Below are 15,062 nucleotides of genomic sequence, written 5' to 3' on the forward strand. Positions count from 1 at the left end.
AGCCCCAGGGCTCCCCGCGTTGTCCTAACTGCACCGAGCAGGAGCTGACCCAGTTCAACCGGGAGCATCCCGCCGACTAGTGCGCGGCGCCGATCTGCTCGCGCTGCGGCTTGCGGCGCAGGTCCGGGTGCGCGGCCACGTGCCCGCGCATCTCCGCCTGCCACTTGCGGACGAAGGCGCCAGCGCGGCGACGTGCGGCCTCGTCCACCGCCGCGGCCTGGCGGCGCTTCCACGCCCGGATGTGCCGCTCGATCTCCCGCTGCCGTTGCGTGTCCTCGTACGTCGTACCCGGGGTCGCGTGGTGCGGAGGCCGCGTCGTCAGCCCGGGTAGGTACGCGGACAGCGAGTGCCGGCAGTTCGGGTGGAACAGGCCTGCTGCGCGCGCCTCGACGAGGGATCCGGCGACGTGCACGACGACCGTCGGCGCCGGGCCGCCGCGGCGTAGTAGTCCGCGGCGGGGTTGCGCGGGCGGGGCGACGTGCTCGGCGCGCACGGTGTGCGGGCCGGACGGCCCGGACAGGGCGAGGACTTCGCCCTCCCACGGTCGGCACAGGGGGCACTCCAGCGGAGCGTCCGACACGATGACCAGCCCCACGCCGATCTCGGCGAGGGCGTCGACGTGGCCTTCGACGGCGGCGCGGGCGGTGACCGAGCGGACGGCCATCTCGGCGTACGAAGCCATGTCCCACGACCGGCCCGACTGGTCGACGAACCCCGTGATGCCTCGCTGGGCGAACTGGTCCAGGGCGCGCTGCGCGGCCTGCCGGCGGGTCGTGGTGCCGAGCAGGACGTTGCCGGACGCGCGGGCGACCACGCGCCGGTAGGCGTCCATCACCGAGCGGGTGATCCGCGCGTACACGGGGCGCGTGTCCTGGGCCATGGACGCTGCCAGCCGGTCCACGGCGGGCGCGTTCGGCAGCGTCCTGCGGGCCACCAGCTCCCGGCCGATGTCGAGCGCCCCGAGCTCGGCGACCGCGGCCTGCCGGCCGCGGTTGTATGCCTCGATCAGCGCGCGGCGTACGGCGCCGTCGCTGTCCCGCTGGAGGGCCTCGGCCACGGTCTCGACGGCGGTCCGCAGGTTGCCGATCGCGGCGAGCTTGAGCTCCGCCCACCGGGGCGACTCGATGTCGGCCTCCAGCGCCTTGGCGAGGCGCTCCAGGAGCGCGGCCTCGGCATCCTCGTACAGGAGGGCGACCTCAGCCGCCAGATCCTCCGCCATCGCTGGGGAAACCGGCATCCGGCGCGCCCCCTTCGGCTCCGGTCAGCGTCGGGTCCGCGACCACGCGGCCTGACTCGCCGAGGATCGCGTCGACCTCGGCGGCGACCTGGTCCTTGTCCCAGTCGGGGTTGACCATCCGGACGAGCGTCTCCGTGGAGGCGGCCTCGGCGCGGCGGAGCAGCTCGGCCGTGGTCGCCAGCTCGGTCGGCCCCTCGCTGATCGAGTCCTGGAACTCAACCTTCGGCGGCTCCAGCTCCAGGCCCTGGACGCGGAACCGTTCGCCTGCCTCGACGGCCAGGAGCGCCGCGGTGATGTCCGCGATGGCCGGGCCCCAGTACAGGGCCTTGCGCCCGCGCGTGCTCATGCTGCGGCGCTCGCGGGCGCGGATCTCGGTCGCGGTGATGGCGGACCCGTCGCCGGTCTCCCCGAAGGTGCTGGCCGAGTAGCCGGCCTGTCGTACGGCTTGCTCGATCAGCTCGGCGCAGGTGTCGCGGTGCTCCTGGACGCGGATCTCGAACTGCACGACTTCCAGCGGGTTGGGGTCGCCCGGCCGCTGGAGCATGTTGAGTCCGCTGTAGACCCTGCGTTCCTCGCTCCACGATGCCCCTTGCCCGGGTCCCTGGGACTCCAGCATCGACTGGGGCACGACGATGCGGCCCTTGCCGTTCTGCACGTCCCGCATCCACGACGAGTAGGTCTCGTCGAGGGCGTCCATCAGGCCCTCGATGCCCTGGAAGTCGGACTGTCCCCAGTAGGCGGCCGTGGGGATGTGCCTCCAGGCGCGTGCGGGGCGGACGTTGGGCACGTACGCGGCGGTGAGGTGGTCCGGGGCGCCGGTGTCGAGGCCGCCTTCCGCGTCGACCATGGAGGCGAGCGGTGCCGTGGCGGGGTGGTCGTCGAGCGGCCGGACCGCGCCGAGGCTCGTCGTCGACCCCTCGTACAGGCCGTGGTAGATGCGCCCTTTCTCGTGCTTCTCCAGGTGCCGGAAGACCCGGTTGTCGGCGCGGCCCTCGGTCTCCAGCACGGTCCAGAAGGTGACCGCGACGAGCCGGCCGTACCGGAACTCGGGGACGGCGCGGTCGGCGGCCACGGTGTCGATCCATGGCCGGTCCGACACGTCCTCGTCCCAGACGACGCGCAGGTACGCGCCGCCGAGCGCGGCGCAGACCTCGCCGGCCTCCAGGAGGGTCGGCTGGAGGCCCTTCTCCATGAGGTCGTCGAGGGCCTGCTGGGTGGCGTCGCTGGCGCCCTCGGGGGCGACGAGCTTCGGAGGCTCGGAGAAGAGCAGCTCGGACGACGTACGGGCGATGTCCCCAGCGAGGGGGACATGGAGCTTGTCGCGCTTCTCGCCCTCGGGGGTGGGGTTGCCCCAGAACCAGCGGGCGAGGCGTCCGACGATGCCGCCGCGGTACTGGGCCGGCCGGTCGACGGCTTCGCGGTAGCCGCGGCCGGTGTAGCGGGCTTCGAGGCGGTCGGGCTCGCTGGAGTACCAGGCGTCCCAGTCGGCGAGGGCGTTCTGTACGCGGTCGTCGATCGGCGGCCACGGGGTGTCTGCGGTGGGCAGAGGCATTACGCGGCCACCTCCAGGAGCATCGGGATGTGCGGCCGCCACAGGGCCTCAGTCGTACGGACGCCGTACCGGAGCGCGTCGCAGGAGTGGTCGTTGACCTTGATGGGCTTGTCCTCGCCCTTCTCCGCGGCCTCGTCGTCCCAGGAGTAGCCCGGGATCTCCTCGATCAGGCCGACGGCGGACGGGTGGATTCGCAGACGGTCGCCCGCGAACAGCGAGGAGACCGTGCGGATGCCGTCCAGCACCGTGTTCTCGGCGGGGGTGACGCCGGAGACGCCGTCGCGGTGCAGCTGCTCGATGTACGAGGCGGCGGACGGGTCGACGACCGTCCACTCCGGCTGCACACCCAGGACGTTGGAGTGCGGGTGCGCGACTCCGGCGAGCCACTGCCGTCGGGCTGCCGAGTACTCGGCGTCGGTCTTCTTCCGCCGTTCGGCGCGCGAGTCCCAGCGGTACTCGGAGACGACGTAGAGCCGCTGGTCGACGCCCAGACCGATCAACAGGTCCGAGTACGGGTTGGTGGTGCCGTAGTCGATCGCGTCGCACAGCCACCGTTGGATGTGCGGAAGTTCGTCGACGACGTGCCGCTGCTCGTCGAAGGCCTCGTAGATGGCGCCCTCTGCCTGGACCCAGTGTCCGAGGATGTTCCGCCGGTAGAACAGGCCCACGTACGTGGACTTGAGGCTGGCGACGTACTCGGGGTCGAGGTACGGGTTGTCGTCGAGGGTGAAGTGCCAGGAGCGGAGGCGCGTCTCGGCCGGCCGCTTCAGGTAGTCGCGGCGGAACCAGTGCGCCGGGTTGTCGGGGTTGGTCGTCGTGAAGATCTTCGCGCCCTTGACCGAGCAGCGCGCGACCAGCTGGTCGAAGAAGGACTGCGGGAGGGTGGTCGCCTCGTCGACGTACGCGCCGGCACAGGTCATGCCGCGGACCTTGGGCTCGGCCTTCGCGTCGTTGGCGCCCATCACGTGCACGATCCGGCCCATGATGATCGCGATCGGCGCGCCGGGGTTGTAGTCGACCTGCTTGGCGAGCTTCCCGAAGATCTCCGGGTTGGTCAGCGGTGCGATGACGTTCCGGTACAGCGAGTCGCGGGTGCGCCCGACCATGACCAGCTCGCCACCAGTGGGGGCGTTCGCGACGAAGATGAGCCAGCGCAGCAGCGAGGCGATGGTCTTCCCTGAACGGACCGAGCCCTCCCAGGCGTTGATCCGCGAGTCGGCCTCCACGACGGAGATGATCTGCTTGCGGGACAGGGGCAGCGCATCAAGGAGACTCACCCTCCGCCTCCTCGCCGGTGCTGCCCTCCTCGGCGACGGCCTGGTCGTAGGCGGCCTTGAGGCCGACCATGAGCTGACCGAGCATCGAGCGGGCGTCCTCGGCGCCGGCGTCGTCCGCGGGCGGGACGAGCTTGAGGGACTTCTCCAGGGCGATCCCGGCCGCGGCCATGAGGTTCTTCTTGTCGCCGGCGGGCGGCTCGTCCACGTGGTGGTCGTTGTAGGTGTTGTCCTTGCCCCCGAAGTTGTAGATGGTCGCGGGCTCCCACATCTGCTGCGTGAGCCGGAGCGCGTCGAGGTGAAGGTCAACGGCGGTGTCGGCCCGGAGCGCGGCAAGTTGGGCGACGCGGTGCCGAGTGGCTTCCTCGGTCATCGACGCGTCGAACACGAGGCCTTCCTCGGCGCAGATGACGCTGACGGTGCGCTGGGCGCGGCCCGTGAGCCGGGCGATCTCGTTGCGGCCCTTGCCTTCGCCGTGGAGGCGGATGATCTCGGCTCGGTCCTCGACGGTGACCGGGGTCCACTGGTTGGGCATGGCCACCTCCGCCCGATTTGCATATCTACGCGCCAAGGATGCAGGGTGCGCCGCTATGAACCTTCACATCATGAGCGGGCCACACCAGGGCCAGACGCTCGAAGCGACCGCAGGGCCAACGGAGTTCCACCTCCCGCACCCCACCGAGCCGGGCATCCACTGCCGGTACTCCATCAACGACGGGGACGGTCCGATCAACGGGCTCCCCGACACCGTGCAGCTCCACTACGTGGGAGACATCGCCACGACCGCGTAGGCGTGCGAAGGCCCGGCCGCGCAGGGGCGCGAGCCGGGCCAGTCTCGGGGGCGAAGCTACTGCTGCGGCGGGTACTGCCCCGGGGGCTGCTGGTAGCCGTACGGCGGGGTGCCGGCGGGCGGGGCGTCGTACTGCGGTGGGGGCTGCTGGCCGTACTGCTGCGGGTAGGGCTGCTGCGGCGGGTAGCCGTACGCCTGCTGAGGCGGCGGCAGTTGCTGCTGTACGGGCATGTGCGTGACCTTCTTGCGGCCCATGGCGGCCGCGATCGGCCAGCCGGTGATAGCCCAGATGCCGCAGGTCAGGATCGTGAGGACCAGGTGCAGTCCGTGGTTCGCGCCACGTTTCTCGACGACGCGCTGTGTCGAGCCCATGCTCATCTCCCCCCAGGAGTCGCGTTGGAGGTCAGAATCGCATGGGACCTGGGCGGTTGGTGGGGAAACGGTGAAGGCCCACGCTTTGGTGGGCCTTCGGGGTGTCTGGGTCCGGGCACGCCGGACGTGAGGCCAGGATGCGACATGATCGTGCAGAGTGCAACTACGGGCGCAGTGGTCGTGGCCCATAGATCTCCCTGAGGCGCTTAGCGATCGCTTCCTGGGCCTCACCCAGACTGTGCTGAGCCTGCACTCCCGTCGAAGGGGCGTCAGCATGAGTAGCTGGGTCAATAGCCATGGCACCGGCGTCAATCTGCGCCTGCTGCACCTTCTCCCGGATGTCATCGTCAAGGACGAGTCGCGTCAAGCTGCTGAGCTCGCGGTTTGCTTCATTGAGCTCCCGACCAGGCGCGTCTACATCGCCGCCGGACGTACGGACTACACGGAACTTGAGGGCTGCCGTGTTTGCCTTTCTCAGGGCTGCGTAGACCTCTTCAAGATGAGTCAGTTCGAACGACTCCCTGCGGTCCAACCGTGCGTGCTCTCGCTCCAGTTGGCGGAGCCTCTCTTCACGCCGCAGCGCCGCTTCTTCGCGATGTTCATCGCTTCGCTGGTTCAGCCACGCGCCAAGGACCAACGTGATGACGGGCAGTACGGCGGTGATGGTCCATTTCCAGTCCACGCGCGGAGGCTACGTCGTCCGCCCGGATTCCGCGTGCAGGCGCTCAGTCGTCGTCCTCGGAGAGTGCGACCTCAACTTCCTTGATCTTTCCGCTCGTCGACAGCTCGGCTCGGACCGGGTTCGTCTTCGGCACACCAGCTCGGCGGGCGGCTTCGATGAAGTCGGCGAGCTCGTCCAAGGTCATGTCCTTGTCGTCGCCGCGGAACGTCAGGGAGGCAGGCATGGGCTCATGGTGGCGCACGAAGGCCCCGCCGCGGGAGGGGTTCGCGACAGGGCCGAGGTGTGAGGCGGGCTACTGGACGTGGTGGCTTGTGTTGTCCCTCGGGTCGTAGATGATCTTTCCGTCATTGCCGATGACCACGACACGCAACCCCTCCCCCGAGCCAGTTTCGGGATCGTTGTTGCTGTTGGTGTTGCCGCCTGACCTGCAACAACAACCGTCGCGGTGAGGGCCGCCAGCAACCGGGGAGGGGGCGGCCGGGATGTCCTCCCGGCGTACGGACGGCCCATTCCCCGCTCGTGTACGACCGGCCTTCCACGGAATGCCCTCGGCCGCCAGGAGCGCTTTCACGGCCTTGGTGTCGGGGAGCTTCAAGTCCTCGCGCAGCGCGGTGAGAAGGACGCCCTTGTCGTCGCCGACGAGGCGCCGCAGGGCCTCGCCGACGTCCGGCGCGGCAGGTTCCTCGGCGGGCTCGGCCGTCTCGCCGCGGCGCGCTGCGGACCAGGCCCGGATCTTCTGCCAGCCGACGGTGCCGAGGATCCCGACCACGACGTACGCGATCCACGGGAACGCGGCGATCAGGCCCCACAGTGCGAGACCGGCGACGACGGTGAGCACAAGGCGGGCGGCCTTCTCGGCCCTCTCCCCCGGCTCCTCGGCGTCGGCGGCCTCAGCGGTCGGCTCCTCGGGCTCGCTCTCTGCGGTGCTCATCCGAAGGCCTGCGCGAAGCCGGCGCCGATGAAGTTGGCGCCGGAGCCGAGCGGGATGGCTGCGACGCCGGCCACGCTGCCGGAGAGGGCGATGGCGATGCCCGCGAACGCGCCCGCGACGATCTTTCCCGTGGGGATCTTCTTCGCGAACTTGCACAGGGCGATCAAGACGACGGTCATGAGCAGGACGGTGACGTATCCGCCGTCGGTGAGGGCCAGCTGGCTGGCGCGGGTGACGTCGGGTGCGTTACCGCCGACGCCCCAGACCAATCCGACGTACCCGGCGACGTTCGCAGCCCAGAGGTTCAGCCACACGGCGAGGCCGAGGGCGGACGCGGAGCCGAAGGCGGCGAGCGCGGCAAGCATGCCGTACAGGAGGGCGAGCACGAACGGGACGAGGGCGGTCCAGCGTCGGTGCTCGGCGAACCACCAGCGGACGGCGAACCAGAGGATGACGGAGACGCCGGCGGTGACGCCTCCGAGGTTGATGGCCATGTACGGCATGGGTCAGTGGCTCCAGTCGGCCGCGGCGTAGGCCACGGCGAGGGTGATGAGGGCGACGGTGCACGCGGCCGGGCCGAGGTAGAGCAGCGGGGCGCGGCGAGGTGCGATGGCGAGCAGGCCGGCCGCGCTGAGGGCGGCGAGGACCGGCCAGAGGATCGCCTGGATCACTGCGAGTCCGGCCATGGCCCCTCCGGTCGTACCGCCGCCGCAGGCGCTGGCGCTTCGGTAGGACGTGGGGCTGTCTCGGTGCGCTCGGGCGTCGCACGGAGCCAGTACGCGGTAGGGACGGTCGACTGGGATGTGCCGCGCTCGGGCTCGTCACCAGGGTCATACCGTGTGATCCAGAAGCGCTCGATCGTCGGACGGACGCCGGACGGGACGTCGGTGTGATCCCACACCTTGCGGTAGGTGCCGGCCACGATTCGCATCGCGGACCGTACGGCGTCGGTGATCGTCATACCGGTGGAGAGCATCGTCTGGAGGTCGTAGTACAGCTGGGCGTCGACCTTGACGGAGATGGGCTTGCCGACGGGCGGCGGGGTGCTCATGGGGGCTCCAAGAGGCGTGGCCGGGCCCGCGTGGGGGATTTCGCGGGCCCGGCCGGTCGGTGATGGTCAGTCGTCCCAGTCGGTTTGGCGGTCGCCGAGTCGGTCGAGCTTGCGGTCGCGGTCCTCCCAGGCCTGGCCCTCGGCCGCGGCCTTGCCGACGCTGCGGTGGTGGCCTTGGCGGCGCTGGGTGCTGAGGTCGGTGGCCAGCTGCTGGTCGTTGCCCGGCCGGAGGCTGCGGGCGATGTCGCGGAGGCTCATCAGCTCGAACCTCCCGGGAGGACGCCCTCGCGGACGCCGGCGCCGCCCTGGGCCTGGTGCTCCTGGGTGGCGTACTGGCTGTGCTGGTAGTCGACGTGGGCTCGCGCGAGGAGCTGGGGCGCGGTGGCGTGCGCGTCCTCGACGACGGGGCTGGGCTGGTCAGGGGGCCGGTGGATACGCTCGGGCATGCCTGCCTCTTCGTGGTGTTGAAGGTGGGCGCCCCCGGCCCATATGGAGCGGCAACTCCGGGTCGGGGGCTCACTGTTGTGCAGCGCGTGCTGCTTGCCCATGACTGTAGGGGTCCCCTACAGTCCAGAGCAAGCGGCCCACCGGAATGAAAGGGCCGGGATGAGCGACGAGGAGGTGCGCCGCGTGTCGGACGCCCTGGATGCGGTCGAGCAGATCACTGATCGCGTGGAGCGAGTGCGCGCGAAGAGCCGGATCATGGCCGAGCAGGTGCGCCGGAACCCAGAGTGGTCCAAGGAGCGATCCGAGCTCATCCGCGAGCTCAACGCCGACGGCGAGGGCATGTCGTACCGGGAGATCGCGGACTACCTCAAGATCAAGCTCAGCACCGTCCAGGACGTGTTCCGCGGCTACAAAGGCTCGGGCACCACCCGGCCGAAGAAGGACCAGACCGAGCAGTAGACGACCGCACGCGAGCCCCCACCTCGACCAGGCGGGGGCTTGATGTTTGAATCGAACACATGCACGAGCTGCCCCCTGATCCGCCCCGCCTGCCAGCGATCCTGGCGTTCCTGGACAAGCAGCTCGCCGAGGAAGAGGCCGTGGTCATCTACCTGCGGCTCCAGGCGGACGCCGTACGCCGCGCCCTGGCAGTGGCCGAGGCTGGGCAGCCCGTGAAGGCCGGCACCCCGCAGCCTCGCCACGCGGCCGTGCGTCCGACCGCGCTGGGGCCTTCACCAACTCGCAGCGAGCGCGGCTCCACGGGGTTCATGATCGAGCAGCGGCGGACGCCGGACGGGCCGATCGAGGCCAAGGTACATATGGACGACTGCCAGATGACGGCCTACCTCACGCATCCGGTGAAGCCGCAGGAGGCACGGTTGGCCCTCACGGATGCCCAGCTCGACGCGTGCGCGTTCTGCCGCCCGGACACCGAGCTGGGCATCCTCGACTGAGCCCCCGCACCGCCGGGTGCGGGGGCTCGGCGCTGAACTGCCTAGCGAGTGCTGGCCCACCAAGCAGCGAGGCCACTCGCTGCGGCAACCCCGAGTCCATACGCGGCACCCCGGGTCGCGCTGAAGAGCGCCGTGTGCACTACGCGACGGATTGTCTTCTTACGGGTTTGAGCCCTGCCAGGAGGGCAATCGCAATTCAAGGTGGTTCACCTACCCTGCTCGGATCCATCTGGTTGAACCGCTGAAGGCCTCCCGGACTGCCGCCAAGCTGGTTTCGGGAGGCTCAGTGGCTCTCGGCTGATTGACTTGTGTCCTTCTGCCTGAACCTCATGCAGGTTTCCGGCTGATCCTTTTTGAACAACGCGGCGGGGTTGGGCTGTTCGGTCCAGATGTGCCCACAGGAGGTACAGCGAGCGATTGGTGAGACGCCAGCCCCTCCGTGCATCTCGATGCGGCCGCCGCACTCCGGGCAGGGGCGCGTGAGCGGGACAGTGCGCTCGCCGACGTCCAGGGCCTGCTCGACGCGCTCGGCTGCTCCCGCCGCCACGTTGGCGATCTGCCCCCGCTGCGCCTCGGAGAGCGGCCGGAAGGGGCCGTGCTGGTCGGTGACGCGGCAGTACAGCCACAGCGCGGCGTCGACGGCCGTACGGTCACCGACGAACTTCCAACGGCGCGGGTCCTTGGAGTCCCGGAGGGCGAGGAGTTCACGGCGGGTACGGTCGGCGGCCGGCCAGTGGGCGGGCGGGCCGGGCATCGGGGAGCGCTGCACGGCGGCCGCGGTGACGTCGGCGCAGTGGACCAGGGAGGCCTGGACGACGCGCATCGTCTCGTGGATGGTCAGCCGGATCGGGATGGGCCGCTCGCCGGGGGCGTCCGAGGCGCTGTCGGCCCGCTCCAGGATGCGATCGAGAAGGGCCTGCGAGCGCTCGTAGGCGACCTCTTCGGCGTCGCGCTGGTCCAGGGCGCGAAGGAAGTCGGACATGCGGCCGGCGGGGGGCCAGACGGGGGCGGTCTGGGCACCGAGGGCGTCTTGGAGGTCGGACCAGTGTCGCAGGACGGTGAGGAGGTGCTGGGGGGCGGTGGTCATCGTGCGCTCCGGGTGCTTGTGGGGCGTATGGTGATCTCCGCCTGGGGGCGCGCTGGTCTGGGGAGACGTTGAGCGCGCCCCTTCCGCATGCTCAGCGGCGGCGCGGTGGCCCGTATGGGGACTGTCAGGCGGGCCGGTCGGTGGGCTTGATGGGCTTGTAGTCCTCGTCGAGGAGTCCGGCCTCGCGCAGCCCGTCCATCGCCTCTTTCATCTGGGCGACGGCGGCGACGATGGCGGGCGCGACGAGTTCGGCCATCTTCCGGATCTCGGCGACGACGGTGACGATGCGTTCGAGCATCCGGTCGCGCTGCTCGTCCGTGATCTCGGGCATGGGTCAGTCCTCCGTGGTCCTGGTCAGTCGCGACAGTTGGGGCAGCGCTCGCCGTACGTGCAGCCGCAGGCGGACGTGCGGTGGGAGCGGAACGGGCGGTCGACGAGGAACGTGGTGGTGTCCTCGGCGCCGTGGTCGGGCTCGTTGATGACGGCGGTGCGCAGCTCGGCGAGGCGGGCGTCCCACCAGCGGGACATGGACGTGCCGAGCGGCGGCGGCCCGGCCTTCACCCACTGCTCGGCCAGGGAGCGCACGCGGGCGTTGGTGGCCTCGGCCCGCTCGGCGCGCTCGCGCAGAGTCGTCGTGCGGCGCTCCATCAGCCGCTTCGTCTCAGCGGTCACCGAGTCGGCCAGCTTGGCGCGCCTCACTGCCTTAGCGCGCTCGGCCTCGGACCGGTTGGAAGTGTCGTTCGCAACGCGGAGGAGTTCCTCGGTCTGCGCCAGGCGCTCGTACAGGTCGGTGAGTTGGTCGCTGGTGATCGTGTCGGCAGTCAGGCGGTCGGTCATGCGTTGCTCCGGTGCTGGTCGTTGGGGCAGGTCGGGTCGTGGTGGAAGCCGCAGGACGTCCACCAGGTCTCGCAGCAGGCAGCCGAGAGGACGCGGCGCACGGTCTCGTCGTCGTTCGCGTTGGCGCGGGCGTGTGCCCGGTTGTCGGCGTCGGCGCGGGCGAGGAGGTGGCGGTACTCGTCGAGGAGCCACGAGCCGTGGACGATCGCGAGGGCCGAGCCGATGGAGGCCGCGGTGAAGAAGGCGGTGTAGCCCCAGGCGTCGGCCTGGTAGCTGACGAGGGCGCAGCGGAGGAGGCCGAGGGCGAGGACGGTGTAGAGGGCTGCGAGGAAGTGGGTGGTGCGTCTCATCGGGTGCTCCGGCGGGCGTAGAGGGCGGCACGGATGGGGCCGCGGGCCCACGACGGGCCTGGGCTTCGGCGTGGGGCCAGCGCGATCAGTGGCGCAGCGGTCCACAGGACGACGAGGGCGACGAACCCGAGGACGGCGATCACTGCGGCTCCTCGGAGGCCTGCGGCCGGGACGCGCGCCAGGCGTCGAGGACGCGCTTCGGGAGCTGGCCGACGCGGGGGCAGTCGATGCCGTTCGCGTCGGCCCAGGCGCGGACCTCGCGGGTGTCGTAGTCGCGGACGTACGAGGTGGGCTTCCGCTTCGGCTTGGGCGCCAGCTCGGCTTCACGCGCGCGGAGTTCGGCGAGGCGCTTCTCCAGCTGCTCGGCCTCCGTGGTGATCGCGGTCAGCTCCTGGTCGGCGGCGTGGCGTTGGCGGAGGCCGGCCAACGTGGCGCGGGCACGGGCGGCTTGGTCCTGGATGTCGGGGTCGGGGTGGTTGTCGCCCCACTTGAGGAGTTGGCCGACTGGGAGGTTCTCGGGCTCGCGGAGGCGGACGTCGGCGGACGTCTTGAGCTGGACGTCGACGATCGGGGCCGGGGCGGTCGGGATGGGCTGGGACATGGGTGCGCTGGTCCTTTCGTCGGGCAGCTCGTCGGGGATTTGGAGGCGCCAGTGGCGTGCGGCCTCGGGGCCGCCCTGCTCGTCGATCTCGTCGAGGAGGCGGCGCAGGGCGGCGATGGTCACGGCTGCTCGTTGGCGATGCGGCGGAGTTTGTCCAGCGCGGACTGGTCGGCATCGGTGAAGCCGTCGCCGAGGGACATCTCCTCGGCGGCCTGGTCGAGGGCGAAGGTCAGGAAGCGGCGGTCGGCCTCGGTCAGTGCAGCGAGCTGCTCCTCGGCCCACACGATCCGCGTGGCCCCACCGTGGCCGTGGACGTGCTTGGCGTCGGCGAGGCGGTCCCAGTGGACGGTGGACGGGCGCTCGCCTATCCAGCGCAGCGATACCGTGCCGTCGGGCCAGAGGACGCCGTTGGCGACGCGGCCGGTGCCAGAGACACCGGAGACGTCGTGGTCGCGCTGGAGGTGGAACAGCCGCGGCTGGTCGGCAGGCTCCACGGCCGGCTGGTCGACCGGGCACGTCATCATCGAGTCGAGGAGCTCGGCTACCGCCACGGTCTCTTCGTCGGCGGTCAGGCGCTGAGCATGCAGGTCCAGGAGGCCAGCCGCACGACCAATCCCCTCCTGGTCTTCCGGGATCGCGGTGGACAGATCGGCGCGGAACCCGGCGGCGAGGACGTCGGCGTGGTGGGCGAGGAGCGCGGCGAGCTGGTCGCGGGTGAGGCTGAGACGGTCGATCATGATCGTTTCTCTCTGTGCGCGATGGCGGGCGGAACCGGATGAACGGCGGGTCAGGTGCTGCTGGTCTGGGTTTCGTGTGTGTCGTGTCGGCGGTCGGCGGCGCGGTAGCGGTAGACGGTGCGTTCGGTGACGCCGATGAGTCGGGCGATCTCGTCGGCGGGGGCGCCGGCGGCGGTGAGTTGTCGGGTGGCGGTGCGGCGTGCGGTGCGGCTGAGCCCGGTGTCGGGGAGGCGGTCGTGGACGACGGCGCGGATGTCGTCGGCGTCGGTGGTGCTCATGACGCGGTCCTGTCGGGTTCGGTGATGGGCTGGCAGTGGGCGTGGGTGGTGCGGCCGTAGCGCGGGAGCATGGGGTCGCCGCAGCGGGCGCAGAGGGTCCAGCCGGACGTCTGGGCGTTGGGGTGCTGGTTGTCGTGGAGGTCGCTGTCGGGAGTCCCTGGCGTCCCATCCACCTGAGGTTGATCAACAACCTCAGCCACCTCATGGAAAGACCCTTGGTTACTACCTGGGTTGTTCGGGGGTCGGTCCCCTGAACCATTCGGGGGTCGGTCCCCCGAACTCAATCGGGGGTCGGTCCCCTGAACTTCGTTTCGCGTACCGGCGGTAACTTCTGGGGTCGGTCCCTCGAACTCTGTGCCGGGAAGTTCAGGGGTCCGCCCCTCGAACTTGTCGGCCTCCTCGTCGGCCCACGGACCCGCCTTCAGAGCCGCCCCCTTCTTCGCCGCGCGCTCCTTCTTCGCCTCCTCGCGCAGCTGCTTCACGCCGTCGAGGTAGGCCACCGCGGCAGCCCAGTCCGGGCACGGAGCCATGGCGAGGGCGTACAGCGCGGGACGGCCCCGGCGGCGCTCCCCGAGGACCCTGACGACCCCCGCCCGGATCGCTGCCTCCAGGCGGTCGCGGACGTCCCGCTCGTCGGCGCCGGCGGCCTTCGCGAGGTCCTGGATCCGGATGGGCTTGCCGCTCCCGAAGCGGAGCTCGCCGGAGGCGTTGGCCATGGCGCGCAGGGCGTAGAGCAGTGTGAGCAGGCCGGGTTTGAGGGCCCTGGGCATCTCGCGTGCCCAACGCCAGGCCAGCGCGTTGCCGAAGGCGTTCGGCACGCTGCCTGGGGCGCGAGGGTCCTGCTCGGCGTTGCTCAACTGCCTCTGCTTTCCGTGATGTTGCGGAACCGATACGGCAAGATCCGTGCGAGGCGTCTACTCGCGGGCGCGCGCGTGCTTGAGGTCCGCGATCTGCCAGCGGCGGAGCAGCGTCCTGCGGCGGTGCGGGGTGAGCCGTACGGCGCGGTCGTAGACGCTGACGACGCGCGCGGCCAGGACTGTCCAGGAGGGGAAGTGGTCCTCCATGGACGGCTCCAGCTCGCCGACCGGCTGGATGACGTATAGGTCGCCGAGCGGGTACTTCGAGGCGTAGAAGCGGGCGTACTCGCGGTCGCTGGTCACGTACACGCGGTCGGTGCGTTCGGTGAGCGGGTCGACAACGCCGAGGCCCTCGACGACGGGCTGCTGTCCTGCGGCCTTGGCGGCACAGATCGCGCAGCCGTCGACGACGTTCGGCGCGTGCGGGGTGATCAGGTCGCCGGGCTTCAGGTCAGGTATGCCGCCGTGGAAGTAGCGCGTCATGCCCGCTCCCACTCGACGCTGCCGCGCTCGACGTAGCCGCTCGCGCGGCTGGTGCCGGTGCGCTCGCCGGTCTCTTCGTCGCGGTCGGCCAAGTAGTTGGCCCAGAACGAGACGCGGGCACGAGCAGCCGCGATGGAGCCGTACGGGCCCTCGTGCTTCGTGTCCTTGGTGCCGTCCCGGTTCGTGAACTCGATGACCGCGCGGTACACGGTGGCATCGGCGGCCATGCCGATTGAGCGGGCCATCAGCGGTCCGCCGATCCGGCGCGGGTGCGCATGCCGCCGCGGGGCCGGAGCGTGACGCCGGCCTCCAGGAGCAGGGTGTGCGTGGCACCGTACGAGCGGCCGATCTGTCGGCCGGTGGACTTGATCGAGCAGCCCGCGAGGTACAACTCGGCGGCGCGGCGGGCGACTTCCTCACGGCGTTCGCCTCTGAGGACGGCGCCCGGGGCGGGATCGGTCATGGTGTTCCTGTCTGGGGTCGATGCGGGTCCGGGAGCCCGCGCTGGGGGGCGCGGGCTCCCGGGGTGGCGGCCGCGGGCGT

At 70.6% G+C, this 15,062-nt stretch carries 27 protein-coding genes; 3 read left to right on the plus strand and 24 right to left on the minus strand.

What is annotated here, in order from left to right; translation table 11 throughout:
* Nucleotides 1-76: 76 nt before the first annotated feature.
* From MQP27_RS09790 to MQP27_RS09805, 4 genes are read right to left on the minus strand one after another with little or no spacing between them, the layout of a single operon-like run.
* Nucleotides 77-1,237, minus strand: a complete 1,161-nt coding sequence (locus MQP27_RS09790; protein ID WP_242763922.1) for a phage minor capsid protein — start codon at nt 1,235-1,237, stop codon at nt 77-79.
* Nucleotides 1,197-2,789 (minus strand): phage portal protein, encoded by a 1,593-nt coding sequence (locus MQP27_RS09795; protein WP_242763924.1) that lies wholly within the window; start codon nt 2,787-2,789, stop codon nt 1,197-1,199. The genes MQP27_RS09790 and MQP27_RS09795 overlap by 41 nt, the downstream gene beginning before the upstream one ends.
* Nucleotides 2,789-4,066, minus strand: a complete 1,278-nt coding sequence (locus MQP27_RS09800) for a PBSX family phage terminase large subunit (protein WP_242763927.1) — start codon at nt 4,064-4,066, stop codon at nt 2,789-2,791. Before MQP27_RS09800 ends, MQP27_RS09795 begins: the two co-directional genes overlap by 1 nt.
* A complete protein-coding gene (locus MQP27_RS09805; protein ID WP_242763930.1) occupies nt 4,053-4,598 on the minus strand; it encodes a helix-turn-helix domain-containing protein in 546 nt (181 codons plus the stop codon). Before MQP27_RS09805 ends, MQP27_RS09800 begins: the two co-directional genes overlap by 14 nt.
* Nucleotides 4,599-4,668: 70 nt before the next feature.
* Between MQP27_RS09805 and MQP27_RS09810 the strand changes: the two genes are divergently transcribed.
* On the plus strand, nt 4,669-4,854 hold the full coding sequence (locus MQP27_RS09810; RefSeq protein WP_242763933.1) for a hypothetical protein: 186 nt from the start codon (nt 4,669-4,671) through the stop codon (nt 4,852-4,854).
* A 56-nt stretch (nt 4,855-4,910) separates the two neighbouring features.
* On the opposite strand, the gene MQP27_RS09815 is transcribed toward MQP27_RS09810, so the two are convergent.
* The 9 genes from MQP27_RS09815 to MQP27_RS09855 all read right to left on the minus strand — a co-directional run bounded on the left by MQP27_RS09815 (nt 4,911) and on the right by MQP27_RS09855 (nt 8,335).
* Nucleotides 4,911-5,225, minus strand: coding sequence for a hypothetical protein (locus tag MQP27_RS09815; protein WP_242763935.1), 315 nt, complete (start codon nt 5,223-5,225; stop codon nt 4,911-4,913).
* A gap of 163 nt (nt 5,226-5,388) precedes the next feature.
* A complete protein-coding gene (locus MQP27_RS09820; protein WP_242763937.1) occupies nt 5,389-5,907 on the minus strand; it encodes a hypothetical protein in 519 nt (172 codons plus the stop codon).
* Nucleotides 5,908-5,950: 43 nt separating this feature from the next.
* On the minus strand, nt 5,951-6,130 hold the full coding sequence (locus MQP27_RS09825) for a hypothetical protein (protein ID WP_242763939.1): 180 nt from the start codon (nt 6,128-6,130) through the stop codon (nt 5,951-5,953).
* 69 nt (nt 6,131-6,199) lie between these two features.
* Nucleotides 6,200-6,838 carry a hypothetical protein gene (locus tag MQP27_RS09830; RefSeq protein WP_242763941.1) on the minus strand — a complete coding sequence of 213 codons (639 nt, stop codon included), beginning with the start codon at nt 6,836-6,838 and terminating at the stop codon, nt 6,200-6,202.
* A complete protein-coding gene (locus MQP27_RS09835) occupies nt 6,835-7,341 on the minus strand; it encodes a hypothetical protein (RefSeq protein ID WP_242763944.1) in 507 nt (168 codons plus the stop codon). The genes MQP27_RS09830 and MQP27_RS09835 overlap by 4 nt, the downstream gene beginning before the upstream one ends.
* A 3-nt stretch (nt 7,342-7,344) precedes the next feature.
* The gene (locus tag MQP27_RS09840; RefSeq protein WP_242763946.1) at nt 7,345-7,524 is read right to left on the minus strand and encodes a hypothetical protein; all 180 of its coding nucleotides are present in this window, start codon (nt 7,522-7,524) and stop codon (nt 7,345-7,347) included.
* Complete coding sequence (locus tag MQP27_RS09845; RefSeq protein ID WP_242763949.1) at nt 7,506-7,889, minus strand: hypothetical protein; 384 nt, start codon at nt 7,887-7,889, stop codon at nt 7,506-7,508. Before MQP27_RS09845 ends, MQP27_RS09840 begins: the two co-directional genes overlap by 19 nt.
* Before the next feature lie 66 nt (nt 7,890-7,955).
* Complete coding sequence (locus MQP27_RS09850; protein ID WP_242763951.1) at nt 7,956-8,147, minus strand: hypothetical protein; 192 nt, start codon at nt 8,145-8,147, stop codon at nt 7,956-7,958.
* A complete protein-coding gene (locus tag MQP27_RS09855; RefSeq protein ID WP_242763954.1) occupies nt 8,147-8,335 on the minus strand; it encodes a hypothetical protein in 189 nt (62 codons plus the stop codon). The genes MQP27_RS09850 and MQP27_RS09855 overlap by 1 nt, the downstream gene beginning before the upstream one ends.
* 160 nt (nt 8,336-8,495) lie before the next feature.
* Here MQP27_RS09855 and MQP27_RS09860 point away from each other — a divergent pair, with 160 nt between their 5' ends.
* Both MQP27_RS09860 and MQP27_RS09865 read left to right on the plus strand, forming a co-directional pair.
* Complete coding sequence (locus tag MQP27_RS09860; RefSeq protein WP_242763956.1) at nt 8,496-8,795, plus strand: helix-turn-helix domain-containing protein; 300 nt, start codon at nt 8,496-8,498, stop codon at nt 8,793-8,795.
* Between the two features lie 59 nt (nt 8,796-8,854).
* Complete coding sequence (locus tag MQP27_RS09865; RefSeq protein WP_242763959.1) at nt 8,855-9,289, plus strand: DUF6233 domain-containing protein; 435 nt, start codon at nt 8,855-8,857, stop codon at nt 9,287-9,289.
* Between the two features lie 283 nt (nt 9,290-9,572).
* On the opposite strand, the gene MQP27_RS09870 is transcribed toward MQP27_RS09865, so the two are convergent.
* The 11 genes from MQP27_RS09870 to MQP27_RS09920 form a co-directional block, all read right to left on the minus strand.
* The gene (locus tag MQP27_RS09870; protein WP_242763961.1) at nt 9,573-10,376 is read right to left on the minus strand and encodes a hypothetical protein; all 804 of its coding nucleotides are present in this window, start codon (nt 10,374-10,376) and stop codon (nt 9,573-9,575) included.
* Nucleotides 10,377-10,500: 124 nt separating this feature from the next.
* Nucleotides 10,501-10,707 (minus strand): hypothetical protein, encoded by a 207-nt coding sequence (locus tag MQP27_RS09875; protein ID WP_242763964.1) that lies wholly within the window; start codon nt 10,705-10,707, stop codon nt 10,501-10,503.
* Nucleotides 10,708-10,730: 23 nt separating this feature from the next.
* On the minus strand, nt 10,731-11,213 hold the full coding sequence (locus tag MQP27_RS09880; RefSeq protein WP_242763967.1) for a hypothetical protein: 483 nt from the start codon (nt 11,211-11,213) through the stop codon (nt 10,731-10,733).
* Nucleotides 11,210-11,563: a hypothetical protein gene (locus tag MQP27_RS09885; protein ID WP_242763970.1), complete on the minus strand. Its 354-nt coding sequence runs from the start codon at nt 11,561-11,563 to the stop codon at nt 11,210-11,212. The genes MQP27_RS09880 and MQP27_RS09885 overlap by 4 nt, the downstream gene beginning before the upstream one ends.
* 139 nt (nt 11,564-11,702) lie before the next feature.
* Nucleotides 11,703-12,287: an Lsr2 family DNA-binding protein gene (locus MQP27_RS09890; protein WP_242763973.1), complete on the minus strand. Its 585-nt coding sequence runs from the start codon at nt 12,285-12,287 to the stop codon at nt 11,703-11,705.
* Nucleotides 12,284-12,901 (minus strand): hypothetical protein, encoded by a 618-nt coding sequence (locus tag MQP27_RS09895; protein ID WP_242763976.1) that lies wholly within the window; start codon nt 12,899-12,901, stop codon nt 12,284-12,286. Before MQP27_RS09895 ends, MQP27_RS09890 begins: the two co-directional genes overlap by 4 nt.
* A 50-nt stretch (nt 12,902-12,951) precedes the next feature.
* The gene (locus tag MQP27_RS09900) at nt 12,952-13,179 is read right to left on the minus strand and encodes a helix-turn-helix domain-containing protein (RefSeq protein WP_242763979.1); all 228 of its coding nucleotides are present in this window, start codon (nt 13,177-13,179) and stop codon (nt 12,952-12,954) included.
* A complete protein-coding gene (locus tag MQP27_RS09905; protein ID WP_242763981.1) occupies nt 13,176-14,036 on the minus strand; it encodes a hypothetical protein in 861 nt (286 codons plus the stop codon). Before MQP27_RS09905 ends, MQP27_RS09900 begins: the two co-directional genes overlap by 4 nt.
* Before the next feature lie 57 nt (nt 14,037-14,093).
* Nucleotides 14,094-14,519 (minus strand): hypothetical protein, encoded by a 426-nt coding sequence (locus MQP27_RS09910; RefSeq protein WP_242763984.1) that lies wholly within the window; start codon nt 14,517-14,519, stop codon nt 14,094-14,096.
* A complete protein-coding gene (locus tag MQP27_RS09915; protein WP_242763987.1) occupies nt 14,516-14,764 on the minus strand; it encodes a hypothetical protein in 249 nt (82 codons plus the stop codon). The genes MQP27_RS09910 and MQP27_RS09915 overlap by 4 nt, the downstream gene beginning before the upstream one ends.
* Nucleotides 14,764-14,982, minus strand: a complete 219-nt coding sequence (locus MQP27_RS09920) for a helix-turn-helix domain-containing protein (protein ID WP_242763990.1) — start codon at nt 14,980-14,982, stop codon at nt 14,764-14,766. Before MQP27_RS09920 ends, MQP27_RS09915 begins: the two co-directional genes overlap by 1 nt.
* Nucleotides 14,983-15,062: the final 80 nt, after the last annotated feature.

This window comes from Streptomyces cylindrosporus (assembly GCF_022698165.1).
GTDB lineage: Bacteria > Actinomycetota > Actinomycetes > Streptomycetales > Streptomycetaceae > Streptomyces > Streptomyces cylindrosporus.

Bases quoted from the DNA above. Each gene is read 5' to 3' on its own strand.
- MQP27_RS09790 (WP_242763922.1), bottom strand. From the start codon at position 1,237: ATGCCGGTTTCCCCAGCGATGGCGGAGGATCTGGCGGCTGAGGTCGCC.
- MQP27_RS09795 (WP_242763924.1), bottom strand. From the start codon at position 2,789: ATGCCTCTGCCCACCGCAGACACCCCGTGGCCGCCGATCGACGACCGC.
- MQP27_RS09805 (WP_242763930.1), bottom strand. From the start codon at position 4,598: ATGCCCAACCAGTGGACCCCGGTCACCGTCGAGGACCGAGCCGAGATC.
- MQP27_RS09810 (WP_242763933.1), top strand. From the start codon at position 4,669: ATGAGCGGGCCACACCAGGGCCAGACGCTCGAAGCGACCGCAGGGCCA.
- MQP27_RS09815 (WP_242763935.1), bottom strand. From the start codon at position 5,225: ATGGGCTCGACACAGCGCGTCGTCGAGAAACGTGGCGCGAACCACGGA.
- MQP27_RS09825 (WP_242763939.1), bottom strand. From the start codon at position 6,130: ATGCCTGCCTCCCTGACGTTCCGCGGCGACGACAAGGACATGACCTTG.
- MQP27_RS09830 (WP_242763941.1), bottom strand. From the start codon at position 6,838: ATGAGCACCGCAGAGAGCGAGCCCGAGGAGCCGACCGCTGAGGCCGCC.
- MQP27_RS09835 (WP_242763944.1), bottom strand. From the start codon at position 7,341: ATGCCGTACATGGCCATCAACCTCGGAGGCGTCACCGCCGGCGTCTCC.
- MQP27_RS09840 (WP_242763946.1), bottom strand. From the start codon at position 7,524: ATGGCCGGACTCGCAGTGATCCAGGCGATCCTCTGGCCGGTCCTCGCC.
- MQP27_RS09845 (WP_242763949.1), bottom strand. From the start codon at position 7,889: ATGAGCACCCCGCCGCCCGTCGGCAAGCCCATCTCCGTCAAGGTCGAC.
- MQP27_RS09850 (WP_242763951.1), bottom strand. From the start codon at position 8,147: ATGAGCCTCCGCGACATCGCCCGCAGCCTCCGGCCGGGCAACGACCAG.
- MQP27_RS09855 (WP_242763954.1), bottom strand. From the start codon at position 8,335: ATGCCCGAGCGTATCCACCGGCCCCCTGACCAGCCCAGCCCCGTCGTC.
- MQP27_RS09860 (WP_242763956.1), top strand. From the start codon at position 8,496: ATGAGCGACGAGGAGGTGCGCCGCGTGTCGGACGCCCTGGATGCGGTC.
- MQP27_RS09865 (WP_242763959.1), top strand. From the start codon at position 8,855: ATGCACGAGCTGCCCCCTGATCCGCCCCGCCTGCCAGCGATCCTGGCG.
- MQP27_RS09870 (WP_242763961.1), bottom strand. From the start codon at position 10,376: ATGACCACCGCCCCCCAGCACCTCCTCACCGTCCTGCGACACTGGTCC.
- MQP27_RS09875 (WP_242763964.1), bottom strand. From the start codon at position 10,707: ATGCCCGAGATCACGGACGAGCAGCGCGACCGGATGCTCGAACGCATC.
- MQP27_RS09880 (WP_242763967.1), bottom strand. From the start codon at position 11,213: ATGACCGACCGCCTGACTGCCGACACGATCACCAGCGACCAACTCACC.
- MQP27_RS09885 (WP_242763970.1), bottom strand. From the start codon at position 11,563: ATGAGACGCACCACCCACTTCCTCGCAGCCCTCTACACCGTCCTCGCC.
- MQP27_RS09895 (WP_242763976.1), bottom strand. From the start codon at position 12,901: ATGATCGACCGTCTCAGCCTCACCCGCGACCAGCTCGCCGCGCTCCTC.
- MQP27_RS09900 (WP_242763979.1), bottom strand. From the start codon at position 13,179: ATGAGCACCACCGACGCCGACGACATCCGCGCCGTCGTCCACGACCGC.
- MQP27_RS09910 (WP_242763984.1), bottom strand. From the start codon at position 14,519: ATGACGCGCTACTTCCACGGCGGCATACCTGACCTGAAGCCCGGCGAC.
- MQP27_RS09915 (WP_242763987.1), bottom strand. From the start codon at position 14,764: ATGGCCCGCTCAATCGGCATGGCCGCCGATGCCACCGTGTACCGCGCG.
- MQP27_RS09920 (WP_242763990.1), bottom strand. From the start codon at position 14,982: ATGACCGATCCCGCCCCGGGCGCCGTCCTCAGAGGCGAACGCCGTGAG.